General features: G+C 45.9%; 9 protein-coding genes and 1 pseudogene. 4 read left to right on the top strand and 6 right to left on the bottom strand.

From position 1 onward, the window contains the following. Positions 1 to 115: 115 nt before the first annotated feature. Complete coding sequence (locus QNI24_RS13450) at positions 116 to 373, top strand: DUF4212 domain-containing protein (RefSeq protein WP_267177397.1); 258 nt, start codon at positions 116 to 118, stop codon at positions 371 to 373. A 2-nt stretch (positions 374 to 375) separates the two neighbouring features. After that, on the top strand, positions 376 to 2118 hold the full coding sequence (locus QNI24_RS13445; RefSeq protein WP_267177398.1) for a sodium:solute symporter family protein: 1743 nt from the start codon (positions 376 to 378) through the stop codon (positions 2116 to 2118). Between the two features lie 83 nt (positions 2119 to 2201). Here the strand turns inward: QNI24_RS13445 and QNI24_RS13440 are convergent, their stop codons facing one another. From QNI24_RS13440 to QNI24_RS13430, 3 genes are all read right to left on the bottom strand, one after another. Further along, positions 2202 to 4142: a hypothetical protein gene (locus QNI24_RS13440; protein ID WP_283708742.1), complete on the bottom strand. Its 1941-nt coding sequence runs from the start codon at positions 4140 to 4142 to the stop codon at positions 2202 to 2204. 84 nt (positions 4143 to 4226) lie between these two features. Beyond that, positions 4227 to 5876, bottom strand: coding sequence for an FG-GAP repeat protein (locus QNI24_RS13435; protein ID WP_267177400.1), 1650 nt, complete (start codon positions 5874 to 5876; stop codon positions 4227 to 4229). Between the two features lie 178 nt (positions 5877 to 6054). Next, positions 6055 to 8010 (bottom strand): winged helix-turn-helix domain-containing protein, encoded by a 1956-nt coding sequence (locus QNI24_RS13430; RefSeq protein WP_267177401.1) that lies wholly within the window; start codon positions 8008 to 8010, stop codon positions 6055 to 6057. Between the two features lie 171 nt (positions 8011 to 8181). Here QNI24_RS13430 and QNI24_RS13425 point away from each other — a divergent pair, with 171 nt between their 5' ends. Both QNI24_RS13425 and QNI24_RS13420 read left to right on the top strand, forming a co-directional pair. Further along, positions 8182 to 11460 (top strand): WD40/YVTN/BNR-like repeat-containing protein, encoded by a 3279-nt coding sequence (locus QNI24_RS13425; protein ID WP_267177402.1) that lies wholly within the window; start codon positions 8182 to 8184, stop codon positions 11458 to 11460. A 350-nt stretch (positions 11461 to 11810) separates the two neighbouring features. Further along, the gene (locus QNI24_RS13420; protein ID WP_267177403.1) at positions 11811 to 14135 is read left to right on the top strand and encodes a S8 family peptidase; all 2325 of its coding nucleotides are present in this window, start codon (positions 11811 to 11813) and stop codon (positions 14133 to 14135) included. 208 nt (positions 14136 to 14343) lie between these two features. Here the strand turns inward: QNI24_RS13420 and QNI24_RS13415 are convergent, their stop codons facing one another. The 3 genes and pseudogenes from QNI24_RS13415 to QNI24_RS13405 all read right to left on the bottom strand — a co-directional run. Further along, complete coding sequence (locus tag QNI24_RS13415) at positions 14344 to 15525, bottom strand: energy transducer TonB (protein ID WP_267177404.1); 1182 nt, start codon at positions 15523 to 15525, stop codon at positions 14344 to 14346. A gap of 156 nt (positions 15526 to 15681) precedes the next feature. After that, on the bottom strand, positions 15682 to 16179 hold the full coding sequence (locus QNI24_RS13410; RefSeq protein ID WP_267177405.1) for a GNAT family N-acetyltransferase: 498 nt from the start codon (positions 16177 to 16179) through the stop codon (positions 15682 to 15684). A 6-nt stretch (positions 16180 to 16185) separates the two neighbouring features. After that, positions 16186 to 16386 (bottom strand): annotated as a pseudogene (locus QNI24_RS13405) (hypothetical protein); the annotation flags it as partial.

Below are 16386 nucleotides of genomic sequence, written 5' to 3'. Positions count from 1 at the left end.
CAAAAAAATAATGATCAAGTACGATATCCTGCCCGCAGCACGTAGACCAAAGTCTAAGTTTAATTGTTCAGTGCTTTTGTTACATTAGGTCTAATTCATTTAAAAAGAGGATCACATGTCTACAAATAGCAATCATGCTAACTACTGGAAAGCCAACCTCAAATTGATGGGGTTGTTGTTATCCATTTGGTTCATTGTTTCGTTTTTGTGCGGCATTGTTTTTGTTGATGAACTCAACCAAATTCAATTCGCTGGCTTCAAATTGGGCTTCTGGATGGCACAACAAGGTGCACTCTATGTCTTTTTAATTCTTATTGCAGTTTATGTCAGGGGCATGAACAAGCTCGATAAGAAATTTGGGGTGGAGGAATAATCATGGAATTAAAGACTTTAACCATAACCGTTGTTGTTCTCTCTTTCGCTTTGTACATCGCCATTGCGATTTGGTCAAAGGCCAAAAGCACCGGTGATTTTTACATTGCTGGCAAAGGTGTTAACCCGATTGCCAACGGCATGGCCACTGCGGCCGATTGGATGTCAGCCGCATCGTTCATCTCAATGGCAGGTATCATCGCTTTTGCTGGTTATGATGCCTCGGTTTATTTGATGGGTTGGACCGGCGGTTATGTGCTGCTGGCGCTGTTATTGGCACCCTACTTACGTAAGTTTGGAAAATTCACGGTACCACAATTCATTGGTGATCGGTATTATTCAAAAACGGCGCGGATAGTGGCAGTGATTTGTTTGATCATCATCTCATTCACCTACGTAGCTGGCCAAATGCGCGGCGTGGGTATTGTGTTCTCACGCTTTTTAGAAGTAGAAATTGTCACTGGTTTGATCATTGGTATGGGCATTGTGTTTTTCTATGCGGTTTTAGGCGGCATGAAGGGCATCACTTACACCCAAGTGGCACAATACTGTGTGTTGATTTTTGCCTACATGGTACCAGCCATATTCATCTCCATCCAAGCCACGGGTAACCCAGTACCACAACTTGCTTTTGGCAGCGAAATGACTGGTGAAGGCATGTATTTACTGACTAAACTAGATAATGTGGTTCAATCCTTGGGCTTTACTGCCTACACCGATGGTGCTAAGAGTACTGTAGACATGTTTTTTATTACTGCCGCATTGATGGTTGGTACTGCTGGTCTGCCGCATGTGATTGTTAGGTTCTTTACTGTGCCTAAGGTGGCTGATGCCAGAAAATCGGCTTTTTGGGCCCTGTTCTTCATCACCATCCTTTATACCACCGCTCCAGCTGTGGGCGCTTTGGGCCGCATGAACTTGATTGAAACCATTCAACCGGGCGCTGTGGGCTCAGTGGCTGGCAATTTGGAATACAGTAAAAAACCCGACTGGTTCGCCACTTGGGAAAAAACGGGCTTGTTGGCATTTGATGATAAAAATGGCGATGGCCGCATTCAGTACTACAACGACAAAAACCAAGACTTCAAAGCCACCGCTGAAAGTTATGGCTGGCAAGGCAATGAATTAAAAGTGGATCGCGACATCATGGTATTGGCCAATCCAGAAATTGCCCAATTACCCAACTGGGTCATTGCATTGATTGCTGCTGGTGGTATTGCCGCCGCGCTGTCAACCGCTGCGGGATTATTGCTGGTAATTTCAGCAGCCATTTCTCATGATTTGGTCAAAGGCATGTTGATGCCAAGCATCTCAGAGAAGAAAGAACTGATGGTGGGACGTGTTGCTGCCGCATTTGCCATTATCGTGGCCGGTTACTTGGGCGCCAATCCGCCAGGCTTTGTGGCCCAAGTGGTGGCATTGGCTTTTGGCTTGGCAGCCTCATCCCTATTCCCTGCTATCTTGATGGGCATTTTCTCCAAACGAGCCAACAAAGCCGGTGCGATTGCTGGCATGGTTGTTGGTATTGTCTTCACTTTGAGTTATATCATCTACTTCAAAACCCTGAACGTAGAGTTGAACAACGCCGAACATTGGTGGTTTGGTATCTCACCTGAGGGCATAGGTACTTTGGGTATGATCCTTAACTTTGTGGTGGCCTTTGTGGTCAGTAAAGTCACTGCCCCACCACCAGCAGAAATCCAAGAGTTGGTTGAATCAATCAGGATTCCAAAAGCAACCACTTAAGGACCGAGGTAAAAAAGTGGCTGGTTTGAACCAGCCACGTCTCCCCAAGCCCTGCTCAAGCAGGGTTTTTTTATGCTTTCAAATTAAAAACTGTCCGCAAAAATGATGTCATTGGCGTAACTTTCATCAGCACCTGCATCTAATACATGCGTGCCACTGGCATTGATTTGCGTTGGGTCATCCCAGCCTCTGGCTTCAACATCTATGTCCAATAGCTGAGTCAAAGCAATACCATCGCACAGATCAATCGCAAATGAATCAGAACTGAGGTGAAAGTCACCAGCCAAACGATCGACAAAACCTGGATCAAGCACAGAAACTTGACCACCAAGGTATGAATTGGCCTCATGAGCGATCAAACAATTGATAGATATGGGGCCATTATCTGGACCAAATAAGTTACCAGAACCGGGATCATGAACAATCGAATTCAATAAAGTTAAAGAGGAATCACCGGTCGGACCAACACCAAACACACTGCTGGCTGATTCATTGTCTGCAATGGTAACGTGACGCAGATCTGTGGCAGCACCATCAAAAGCACTGATCACCCCAAAATCTGAAAAGCCGTCAATGCCCCCATCGCCATTGTCATTAAAAATACTGCTTTCAACAAACACGGCTGCTGTTTGACCTGTGGCATAAATGGCTGTGCCAAAATCAGCACGATTCTCCTCTAAATAACTTTGTCTGATATTTAACACGCCTCCATCAGATACATAAAAAGCACCTCCTCGGCCAGAATCATCGCCCGATGTATTGGCTATGATGTGGTTACATCGGTCTTTATTCCAACACCCTCCCACTTGTCTTTCAACCGTGAACTTGGCATTGCCACCAATAAAAACGCCTCCACCATGACCACCAGCTGTATTGCCATCAATCACCACACCGTTGCCATACGCTTCAGTTTGAAAGCCAGATTCTTGCAGGTATATCCCACCACCATCACCGTCAGCATTATCATCCTCATCAGCCACATTATTAATAACAGTGATTGGTTGTTGATTAGAGCCTAAACAATTGTCATCAACACACATTTTTTGACCGAATAAATAGAGCTTCGCCCCCAAAGTAGCAAATACACCACCGGCATCGTTGTTAGCAGAATTGCCAATGATGCCAGCAAATCCGGTTAAGGAGCCCGCAAACAGCTCACTGTAGAAACTGATTTCACAACCATTCCGCATAGAAATGCCAGCCGCTGAATTGACTGCTGAATTATTCACCACCAAACTCATACCTGTGAAGGTTACATCTGCTAAACCGATACATAAAAGGCCGCCTGCACTTGCACTGGATGTGTTTTCGACAACCACCACATCTTGACCAAAAACATCAAGTTCAGCGGCATTCACACCAATGCCGCCATCCACATTCATCCCAGCACCAAAAGTTCCATCATTGTTAATGATTAAAACCCGCAACAGCTGTAACTCCAAATCAGTTTCATCCAAAGATAAACCACCGCCGTTAACCGCATTGGAGGAGGTCCCATTTTCTAACCTCAAGTTTTCTAACCTAACCACCTGTCTTTGGCCTTTGGTAACACCTGAGATGTGAATCACTGGGGCGGTCATATTGGCTCCATCAATAACCGTTAAATCATTGCTTGTTTGGCTGTTGCTGTTGGCTGCGGCACAATCAGTAAACCCACCTCTGATTACCACGCTTTGGTTATCGATTGAGATGTTCTCAAGGTAAGTACCATTTGATGCCACCCTGATTTCTGCCACTCCGGTATCAATCGCCTGCTGGAGGCTGCTTGATGCCACATTCAATTCACAGTCCCCATCAGCGCCCAGGCTGATGAATTCGCCCGCAGGCCTGGTTGCAATCACTGTACTCAATTGATCAAAACTTTGTGATTTGAGTATGTCTTGATTCAATTTATTGCTGAATTGTTTGCTTTTAGCAACAGCTACCAAGGGGCAAAACATTAATAATAACAACGACAACAACAATGAACCGAAGTGAACGAATGGTATATTTACCGGAACTTTTAGGGTTGAATCTTTCATCATCATAACTTCCTCATTTGATTGAATCACCCAGCAAAACAGCCCTCACTTTATAGTTATACTGAGAGCTGTTCACTGGCTCTCTACTCATTCTGCTGAAAACGATGTGTCTTCGAAGCCATCTGCAAAAATCAAATCAGCACGGGTAAAATCAAGCACATCGACGGCGCCAGCCTCAACATCACCATCACCAGACTGCCAACCTGGCACACCAACTGCCAGCCCAACGAAGCCATTGAATTGACCGGCTGTCAGCGCCCTGCCATACAAGCTACCTATGTTTTGACTTGAATCCACGTCACGAGACTGGCGGTATTCATCACCATTGAGGCTGATGCCTGCGGCGTTACCATACAAGATATTGATGCTGCCAGCATTGTCCACCACAGCATCGTCATTGAAACTGATGTCCTCCGGTGTACCAACCACCAAGTCAGCAAAACCATCATCATTTAGATCGACCAACAAGACAGCAGAACCAAATTCATCGCTATTGGCTGCAGTACCCAAAACACTGCTGTTATTTTGTGAAATAAATTGGCTGCCTTCTTCAGATAGCGAATTGGTGTCTCCATAGAGGATGTTGACCCCGCCAATATCAACCAAGCCACTGGCATTGGCATCCTCACGCCAAACCCCAACCGCCAAATCATCAAAGCCATCGTTATTGATGTCACCAGCTGACAAAGCATGGCCAAACTCATCGCCAGCCTCAAAAATACCGCTGACTGGACCTTCTTGCGAGCGGATATAATCATTAGAGGTCAGGCCAGACGCCGAGCCTTCAATAATTTGCACAATGCCTGCATTGAATTCACCATCAATGTCCTCACCCGGCACACCAATAGCCAAATCCGCATACTGGTCGTTATCAAAATACCCAGTAGCCAAACTCCAGCCAAATAGATCACCCTCCTGCACACTGTCTTCAATTGATGCTGTGTTTTGACTATAACCCTGCCTGCTGTCTAAGTCTACACCGGCTGCTGAACCATAATAAATGACCACTGAACCGGCATTATCGATGTCATTGTCTGTGCCAAAATCTTCCAAGGGCACACCCACCACCAAATCATCAAAGCCATCGGCATCAAAATCACCAGCTGCCAGTGCGGTACCAAATTGATCATTGCTCTCAACCCCCACAGAAGGTTGTCCTGGTAACCCGGGTCGAATCAACAACGACTCATTACCAAAACCAGATTTGGCGCCATAAAACACATTCACCACACCTGCATTGAGAACTGGCGATACACTGAACACGTCTTCAAATGGTACCCCAACAGCTAAGTCATCAATGTCATCACCATTGAAATCACCGGTGGTCAGGGCGCGACCAAATAAATCGTTTTCCTCTATACCATCTTGCGCTTGATCAAAGCTTTGATAAATGAGCTGGGTTCTGCTGCCCAACCCGCCAGCCGTACCATAAATGATCATGACAGCACCCGTGTTCTCAATGGGTGTACCCAAAACCTCTAAGTCATATCGTGGAATCCCCACAGCCAGATCATCATAACCATCATTGTCATAATCACCATTGGCCAAAGCATACCCAAACTCATCATCCTCTGCTGTTGCATAAATGCTGATTACAGTATCCAAGTCCAAAAAATTCGATCCCTCAATGGCTTTGATTGCATTGTGTTGGGTTTTCGTTGCATGGGTGTTTTGGCCAGCCAGAGCGCCAATTAAAAGTACGGTCAACAACCCTGCTGTCTGCGGTCTCTTTTTCATAATAATTCCTTTCAAATAAATAAAACAAAATTGAACATGGGTTTTTCAAACCTGTGTATATGTTAGGAATTACAGTGCTGATAAAAATGATGCTGGGCTCATGGTTTGGTGATGAAAACTTGAGGATGTCTTATCCAATGAATTTTTAACATCCATTGAATTTTCAGCATTGAGTGAATTATTTGTTTGCCTTGGCAGCCTCAGGAGTTAAGCCAAAGCGCTGAGCAAAGGCCAGGTGCCGCTGGGTTGCTTGTTTGATGATTGGGTTGAATTGGTGGTGATCACGAAGTGACATCAAAGCTGGGTCTATCAAAAAGTAATTCATTGGAAAAAAACCTTGATCAACAGCCTGTTGAAACTGCTTTATGGCTTGCTCGGTTGATCCAGCCATGGCATAGAGCTGTGCTAACTTATAAGTCATTTCACCATCGGTGTGTTTTTGTGTCGTTCTGAGCTGATTGATGCCATCAATGGTAGCTACTGCTGCCGCATGATCCGCAACGACCACATACAACAGGGCTTGCGAATAACGGCCGAATAAATCTTCCGGTGTTCTTTTGACTACGCCCTCTAGAATTTTTTGGGCTTGCTTCGATTCATCATTGAGGTATAAATTCAAGGCACGAAAATAATCATGATAGGCACTACCGGGTTCCGCCAACAAGGCCAAATGCTCACTGAATCGGTTTTGGTACAGCAAAGTATTAGGTGCATGTTGAATGGGCTTTTCACTGAAGAAAAACGGATCCAGCTGAAGAATTCTGTCTATATTTTCACTCGACATGTCCAAAAATCCAGCATAGCGCAGGCTGTATGACATGTCGTAAATGTCGCTGGGGTTATTCCAGTCAGCTTGCTTGGAAAACTCATAGGCTTCTTCGACTTGGTTAGACTCAACCAAAATGGTGCTTCGGCGCATGTCCATGGCTTGGAATTTATCTGGTGCCAATCGATCCACCACCGCAGCCATCACCAAGCCTTTGGCATGGTAGTCAGTTGATTCGCCACATATCCAAACCCTTTTGTAGTAATTCATGAACAACTGCAAATAGGCATACACAAATTCATCGTCCCTTGCTACCGCTTTGAGTAACAATTCTTCGGCCCGTTTCATGTCATCGCATTGATCCGAGCGCGACATGTGGTGTGCCGCTATCACCAATCGATAAGCTTCGGGGTCATCAGTCTCAAAATGATCGTCTTGATTAAGCGTTAAGCCTGGCTTGATGATTTCGACAATACTCCTGACGGTCACTTTGCGTTGTTTATACAAGGCATTCAGCTCCTTTACATCATTGGGATAAGGAAATTCAAAAGCACCCAAAGGAAACGGCGTTAGGGTGCCGTCTTGATTCAATTTGTGCAAGGTCAAATGTAAATTTACGATTTTGGCACTGTTGGATTCAATGAACCCCTGAATCAGAAAATTAGACCGGGTGGCCTCTTGTATGGCGTATAAGTCTTCCACTTGTTCACCCATACTGACCAAGCTGTCAGGGTGGATGACTTTCATATTAAAATTTTGACCCAACTGATGAATCAAATAATCAATCAACGATTGCACCAGCATCTCCAATTCATCATTGCCTGAATTGATTTCTATCGGCAGCACAGACAGAATTTGATAGGCCTGGTTTTTGGTATTGATTGAAAGCGCCCCAGCACTTGATTGTTCTGATTTATTGATGCCATCCTTTTCAGCATAAAGCGCCCAATAACCAAACACCAAGACACCCAAAGCTGCTAATGAAAAAATAGGTGCAGTCCATGTTTTGGCTTTCAAGCCAGATGACGTTGCTGGAACCACAGCATCACTGGACTCAACTTCAGTGACCGCTGCAACAAACTGATACCCCTTGCCCCTGACTGTTCTGATGACAGAATCTTTGTTTGCTTTATCATCAATGGCTTTTCTCAATTCATAAATGATCCTGGTAATCACATTATCGGTCAAGGTTCGACCTTGCCACAATTCATCAAACAGCTCATCTTTGGTAACCACCCGCCGATGATTTTCAATCAAGTACAACAAGGCATTGAATACTTGTGGCTCAAGCTCAATTTCTTGATTGCCACGATTTAGCTTGATGGTCTCGGTGTTGAGTTGGAATGAACCAAACGAATAAATTGCCATGAAATAAATAATACTATGAATGGCATGATTTTCAGAACAATTTTTACCCCATTGGGAAAGTAATCAATGACTTGATATTTTTGGGCTTGTCTGTGGTGACTGCTAGCAGATTAAGTCGAATTTGAGTTATGATAGATTACTGTTAAAACAACCATGACAAAGAGGATTCCTATGAATAAAATAATTCATGTATTGTGGCTGAGCGTGGCCATGGTGTTCATCAGTGGTCTACCTACCCTGACCCAAGCCAAAGCCAAAGCCAAAGAAACAACGCACCCACTGGCCAACATGCCACTGCGCAACATTGGACCGGCGATGATATCTGGGCGCATCTCAGAATTTGCTTTTCACCCAACCAAGAAACATGAGTTTTACGTCGCCACATCCTCTGGTAACTTATGGAAAACCAGCAACAACACCATCACTTGGGAACCCATCTTTGAACACCAGGGCTCTTATTCTTTGGGCACCATTGAAATTGACCAAAATAACCCGCTGATTATTTGGGTCGGTTCAGGCGAAAACAACTCGCAACGCAGTGTCGCCTATGGTGATGGCGTTTATAAAACCACTGATGGCGGTAAAACCTGGAAAAACATGGGTTTAAAAAACTCCAACCACATTTCCCAAATATGGATTCATCCAGAAGATTCAGACACCGTGCTGGTGGCAGCACAAGGCCCTCTGTGGAGTAACGGCGGTGATCGCGGCCTGTATAAAACCACCGATGGTGGCGAGAGTTGGGACCGCATCCTAGAAATCGACAAATATACCGGTGTCAATGAATTCGTAATTGATCCTGATAATTTCGATCACATCATAGCCAGTTCATACCAACGCCGACGCCATGTCTGGACCCTAATCAATGGTGGACCTGGCAGCGGCATCCATAAAACCACCGATGGCGGCGAAACCTGGACTGAAATCACCGCTGGCTTACCCAAAGACAACATGGGTCGCATTGGTCTGGCCAACGCGCCATCCAGCCCCAAAACCGTTTACGCCATCATCGAGGCAAATGACAAAGAAAAAGGCGTATACCGCTCACTGGATTTTGGCCAGAACTGGCACAAGCAGTCCAGTTATATGACCAACAGCCCCCAATACTACAATGAACTGATTGTAGACCCACATAATCCAGACCGGGTTTATTCCATGAACACCTTCACCAACATCACCGAGGATGGCGGTAAAACCTGGAAGCCTTTGTCTTTGAAATTCAGGCACGTGGATGATCATGCCTTGTGGATTGACCCAGATAACACCGAACATTTATACATCGGTGGTGATGGTGGTATTTACGAAACTTGGGACCGCGGCCAAACATGGCGCCACGTCCAAAACCTGCCAATCGCACAGTTCTACCGCATCGAACCCGACAATGCCGAACCATTTTATAATGTCTGTGGCGGCACCCAGGACAACAACTCGCTGTGTGCGCCTTCTCGCACCAACGACATCCACGGCATCACCAATGCCGACTGGCACATCATTCTGGGCGGTGATGGCTATGAACCCCAGTTCGATCCCAATGACCCCAATATCATTTATGCCCAATACCAATACGGTGGCTTGGCCAGATACGACCGCCGCACCATGGAGCGGGTTTATATCGCCCCACACCCTGGTGCTGATGAACCGGCATACAAATGGAACTGGAACGCACCGCTGCTGCTCAGCCCGCACAACAGCACCCGCTTGTATTATGGTGCTGAAAAACTGTTCCGCTCTGATGATCGTGGTGACTCATGGCAAATCATCAGCCCTGACCTGACCCAACAAATCGATCGCAACGAACTGGAAGTAATGGATCGTGTTTGGAGTGTTGATACCATTGCCAAAAACGTCTCAACCTCGAAATACGGCAGTTTGATCGGTATCACCGAAAGCCCAGTCCAAGCAGACTTACTGATGACGGGCAGCGATGATGGTGTGATCAGTGTCTCTGCTGATGGCGGTGAAAATTGGCGTTCTGTGAAATCATTCAGAGGTGTGCCTGACATGTCTTATGTTTCAGACGTGCTGTTTTCTCACCACAGCGCCGATGTGGCTTATGCCACCATAGGCAACCACAAACGCGGTGACTATAAACCTTATGTTTTGAAAACAACCGACCAAGGCAAATCCTGGAAACTGATCAGCAACAACCTACCTGAACGAGGCTCAGCGCACACCATTGTTGAGGATCATGTGAAGCCAGGCTTATTGTTTGTGGGCACTGAATTTGGTGTGTTTTTCAGCCAAAACGATGGCGATTCATGGGTAGAGCTGAAACAATTACCTACCATCGCGGTGCGTGATTTGGCCATTCAGCAGCGTGAAAACGACTTGGTCGTTGGCACTTTTGGACGTGGTGTTTATATCCTAGATGACTACACGCCGTTAAGAACAGCAGCCGATAGCTTGAATGAGACTGCCACAGTCTTCCCAGTTAAAGACGCTTGGTTGTACATTGAAGGTGATCAGTTTGATGACCGTGAAAAAGGCTCATCCGGCAGTGATTTCTTTACCGCACCTAACCCACCCGGTGGTGCCACCATTTCTTACCATTTGAAAGACGCATTCAAGTCGTTGAAGAAACAACGTCGCAGTGCTGAAATTAAAAAAGAAAAAGCCGGCGAAAACACACCCTATCCTTCTTGGGATGCGTTACGTGCTGAGGACAACGAAGAAGCACCCAGCGTGTTTGTTCTGATCGAAGATGACAAAGGCAATGTGGTCAGTCGGGTTCCGGCCAAAAACAGCAAAGGTTTTCAACGGGTTCAATGGGACATGCGCTACCCTGCACCAGATGCGGTTAGCTTGAGAAAACCAGGTTTCGTGCCTTATTGGGTCTCTCCACCCATGGGCCCTTTGGCCATCCCGGGTGAATACCGCGCCACGCTAATGAAACGCCAAGGCGGTGAATTAAGTGCTTTGAGTGAAGCCATGCCTTTCCGCTTAAAATCAATGGACAACAGCCCTGAAATTTCAGCCAACCCTGAAGCTGTATTGGCTTTCAAAAAACAACTGGCAGAACTACAAAGAAAAACCGATGGTGCCAGCGGTAAACTCCGTGAAATGGATAACCGCCTGAAACACCTGTACAAAGCCGTAGACCTGACCACAGCCGCTACCGAGGAGCATGCCCAAACTGCCAGATATTTGGCCGGAAGGGTCCAAGACTTAAAAGTCAAAATGTGGGGTGACAGCACCATCGCATCTAGACAAGAAGCCGTGCCCTGGTCCATCTCACAACGTGTGGGCAGTTTGTATGGTGGTTTGATTGAGTCTCAAGCCGACATCCCAGGCAACTACAAAGATTCCATGCGCATTGCAGCGGGTCAGCTCTCAACCGCACTGAAAACCATGCACATGCTGGAAACAGACTTAAGGATGTTCGAAGAAGAACTGGGCGAATACGGTGCACCCTGGACACCAGGTCGTCTGCCTTCCTTGGGTAATAAGTAAGTTCAAGTTAAACTTAACCAAAGCCGATGACTGTATCGGCTTTGGTTACCCTGTTAAAGCTGACGCCTCACCTCACCCTGCACTTCATGGCTGAATACAACCGCGGTTAAGTCAATCAAACTACAAAACCAGCATGTTTACCTGCCTTAAGGCATTTAAATTGTACATATAAATCTAATTTTCATGTTTATTTCATAACTTTTTCATGTTTTTCATAACACTTTCCCCTAATCTGAAAGTGACTGTGGCACCAATGAAACCATTCAGTGGCATTAATTTAAACTGCTGAATTAAACCAGCAGGGTTGCTGGACTGGAGCTGCAGCATCAACATAAAAAAGGAGAAAAAACATGAAGTTTTTAAAGCAAGGGGAATTCATCCATCACAGCATGATACTGATCTTATTGATGTTCATCAGTGGCTTCACACAAGCCAACCAAATAGATCGAATTCCAGTCACAGAAAAGCTCAAAGCCAATAAGCTACCAGCCACAAAGCGCATCAAGCTCAAACCAAAGGCTGCGGTGATTAAGCCCAAATTGAGTCTGTATCGCGAAGGCCTACAAAAACAACGGGTGGTGATTAAATTCATTGATGGGCCAAAAATCAGAATCAAACCAATGCCTGGGATTGAACACAACGACCAGAAAATAAAAACCATCAATGACCGCATCAGTAAGACAGTCTTGATGGATCGCTTGCATGACGAATACGACCAACACCTGATTAAACAGAAAAAAATGTCGGTCAGAAAGTTAAGAAAACAACTCACTGCGGCCAGAAAGCACCTAAGCCAGTCACCACTGGTCGGTTTTGGAAAGCTGTTTGGAAACGATACCAAACTGCTCTCACGTTTGCGGAAGAACACCGAGTTCGTGACCCGCAAACAAAGCGCTGATCTGGCCAATTATTATTGGGCACAAGTAAAAGACACGGCATCAGCGGTTGAGCTGGTCAATCGATTGAACGCCTTAGATGTTGTCGAAATTGCTTACCTACCACCAGTGCCTGAAAACGCCGATGTGGCACCGCCCACGCCTAATTTGCAGGGCAGCCAAACTTATCTGAACCCAGCACCACAAGGAATCGATGCCCTTTATGCCTGGAACCAGCCTGGTGGCAAAGGTGAGTTAATAAAAATAGTTGATATAGAAAGTGGCTGGAACCTGAACCATGAAGACTTACCGTCCATGTTCATCACTGATGGTCGAATTCGAACCGGCGATAAAGGCCAACATGGTACCGCTGTAATGGGCGTCATGCTGGCCAAAGAGGACGGCTCCGGTGTCACCGGAATCGTACCTAATGCTTCTGGTGGCGTGGTTTCAGTACGTCGCGGCCAAGGCATTTGGGGGCATTATGATGTCGCTGAGGCTGTTTTTGTGGGACTGGTTAACATGTCAGAAGGTGATGTGATGTTGATTGAACAACACGCCAAAGGACCCGGCAATGTCAATTGTGACTGCAATGAAGATCAATGTGGTTACATTGCCATGGAATATTGGCAGGCAGAATTTGACATGATCAATGCCGCATCAGCTGCCGGCATCATAGTTGCAGAAGCAGCAGGAAATGGCAGTGTTAACCTCGATAACAGTCGTTATAAGGACCGCTTTGACCGCAACGTGCGTGATTCAGGCGCCCTGTTCATCGGCGCTGGTGATCCAAATAACAACCACACCCCAACTTGCTGGACCAACCATGGCAGTCGAGTGGATGTTCAAGGCTATGGTAATTCAGTCACCACCACGGGTTATGGTGCTAATGGCCTGCGTTTTGATGGCAATGACGACATCCAATGGTACACCAACTCTTTCAATGGAACCTCCAGCGCCACACCGGTGGTGGCAGGCGCTGTGGCTGCCATCCAAGGCTGGCAGGTGGCCCGTGGACGCGGACCACTGGATTGGTATGAAATGGGCCAACTGCTGAAATCAACAGGCACGCCACAAGGTGCAGGTGTCAGCATTGGACCACTGCCCGATATCAAGGCTGCCATGCTACAGCAGGAAGCGGCTCAACCTTCCTTAATTCAAGACACAGATAATGATGGCGTCCCTGATTCCAGCTATGAGGTGGAAGTAGTTTTATCCATGGACGGGGACTTGTTGGACAGTGTACCGGCCCGCTCTGGTTTTTCTGGCGACCGCACCCGAACCATCGGCACCGCAGGAGAGTTTCTGGCCATTGAGCGCATCAAAATGGCCGAACGCAGTGACCGCCCCTGCTTCATACAAGCAGAAAAAGCCCACATCCTTAACAACACCCGTGAGTTACCTCATGCCAACATCGACATCTGCGGTAACAGAGGCCCTACCAGTCGCTCGGAGAAGTTTGTACCGACACTGACCACCTCACACGATACGTTCATCCGTGGTGTCTCGGTGTGTAACTCCAAGACCAAAAACAACACCCGGCTCAAAGGCGTAAAACTCTACCGCACCCGTGTTGAGAGTGATAACACCTTAACCCGAATTTCCAACCCAACTACATTTGAACGTCCTAACTGTGATGATAATTGGCGCACACCCGCCTATTGTCCTGGTGACTCATTGGCCACCAAATTAGTGGTGTACATCGAAGATGAGGGTAACAACGAAGTTATTACCGGACTTGGTTTGCGTTGTAAAACGCTGGATTCTGAAGAGGTATGCATTTCAGGAGATTGTCCTTAAGCAATCGGTACTTAACCATAAGCTTCGCAACTTAATACCCAGTTGCGAAGCTTTTTTAAATCAAACCATTCATGCATTCAGTGAAGTACCCGCCGTGAGGACTTGGCATGAATTGACCATAACCTTGTATAAACATCACGCCCTTCATTAACGTGATCATCTGTACGGTGTTAATTGGCATCCCCGAAAAACACAACACAATCAATGCCTAGTTTTTCGGCGCAAACTCCACCAATTCCTGCATTTGCCATTTGACTTTTGTTTTGCCAAAAAGTTGACCTTTAAGTCCTTCAACAGCCATGGCTTCAAAACTTTGCTCAGATGAATCCAGCACCTTCACAGCATGCACTGTGCCGTCAGGGTTGATGATGGCGGCTAATTTCACCCATGGTTGCTCTGCAACGTGTTGACGGTTATTTTTTTGCGCAAATTGATGCACATCAAACTCAGTGGCTAAGACCGTGTTAAACCCAATAGTAATTTTAGATTTTACAGCTTGGTGTTTTTTCAAAGCCGGCAAAAACTTCAGAGTTGCCATGAACTCATCAACCAATTCAACCATCGCTGGCGCTTTATTAATCACCTTATTATGCAAAGCTCGCCATTTAATCACATCACCTTGTTCATCAATGGTTAACCTGTATTCTTCAGGAAAGCCATTACCCATATGCGTGAAATCCACCGAATCAACGGCGTTAATCAAAACTGGTGGGTGACTTTTAGCGTGGTAAATGCGATGAAACCTTTGGTACATCCCAGGCAGTTCTGCATACTGCTGCTCAACCATAGCTTTTCTGAGGGCTAATTGTTCCGCAAAATCAGGTACCAATTCCTCAGCAGTATCTACCCCTCCCCAGATCAGTGGTTGAGGTTTGAGTTCTAATAAATCATCCTCGAACATCACATGTACTTCACTGACTTTTTTGGGTCTGATTGTAGACTTTATCTGCACCGAATCGGCCAGCACCACCATCTTGGGCTGGACCTTTATCTCATTGAGTTTTGGTTTTAATAATTCAAACACCGCTTCAACATGAACATCAGCTGGTTGCTCTGGTAACTCAAAAACAAATGTAATTTTTGCCAGACTGGGAACCCCTTTCCCATCAATGACTTTGGGTTTGAACTTAAACTTCATACCAGCGTTGATTGCAGCATCATTAAAAATTCTGGGCGGCTGCGCTTCAGCAACCTCAACACTGTCAACAGAACCTTGGGCATTGATTGACATGACCACACTGACCTCGCCCTCAATCCTGGCCATGAGGGCCACACGAGGATACTGCGGCGCAATCTGCACAATTGGAATGATCTCATGCACCTCCGGCTCTTTGGCTGTGCTGAAAAAAGGCTGAATTAACAGGAATAATAACAGACAGATTTTTGACATACCTATACTCCTTTGGAAAATGTCATAAAAATAAAAACGCATGTTAGCCCAATCATCACTGCTGCGCAAATCACGCCCTCTTGAGCGCAACAAGATCGCGCTACATTTTATCTGAGCGCGCAGACATTGCTGTCATAATTACTGGATCAGAGGGAGCTAATTAATCGCCTTTTCCATAGACATCGCATCCATGGTACTGCCGTTGCTGAGTATTTGTTTGGCTTCTTTGATTTTCTTATAACCCATATTTTTATAGAACGAAATTGAGTTTAACGAAGCTTTGAGTTTAAGTTTATCGGCATCTTTGCGGTCAGCGAACCGCTCCATTCGTTTCAATAAACGTGAGCCAATACCCTTGCCCGAATGTTTCGGATCAACATACAACGATTTAATCGACTGTTCAGCGATCAAATAAACCCCCACGCCCAACACTTTACTGTTCTCATTGGTAGCGACATAACAGCGGACATTGTCGTTTTTGATGTAGTCAGCCCACCACTGGATTCTTTGACTGTTTGGTTTGGGTGACCATGCTGATAAAACCTGTTTGGCATAGTCTTCTTTGGAGATAGATTGAACCGCTTTGAATTGAACGGTAATCATATCTTTGGCGTCTTTAGACCTCGCGGCTCGGCATTCTATTTCTTTTGTCATAACCATTTATACTACCACAAATACTTGCAAACTTAAAGTCATTACACAAGAGATGTTGGACTCAGACGCCTTGAAGTTCCTTTTTAGGCGATCAGGGGAAGGTGCTTTGGTGTTTCTTGAATTGGTAGTGATAACGAACTTCTTAACTATTTTCGACTGAATATTCGCAGCTTTCATCAACCGAGCAACCCTTTGTCTGCTGACCTG

It is taken from the genome of Marinicella marina (assembly GCF_030065545.1).
GTDB classification, from domain to species: domain Bacteria; phylum Pseudomonadota; class Gammaproteobacteria; order Xanthomonadales; family Marinicellaceae; genus Marinicella; species Marinicella marina.
The sequence above is the reverse complement of the archived record's forward strand: the minus strand, read 5'-3'. Positions and strand labels throughout refer to the sequence as shown.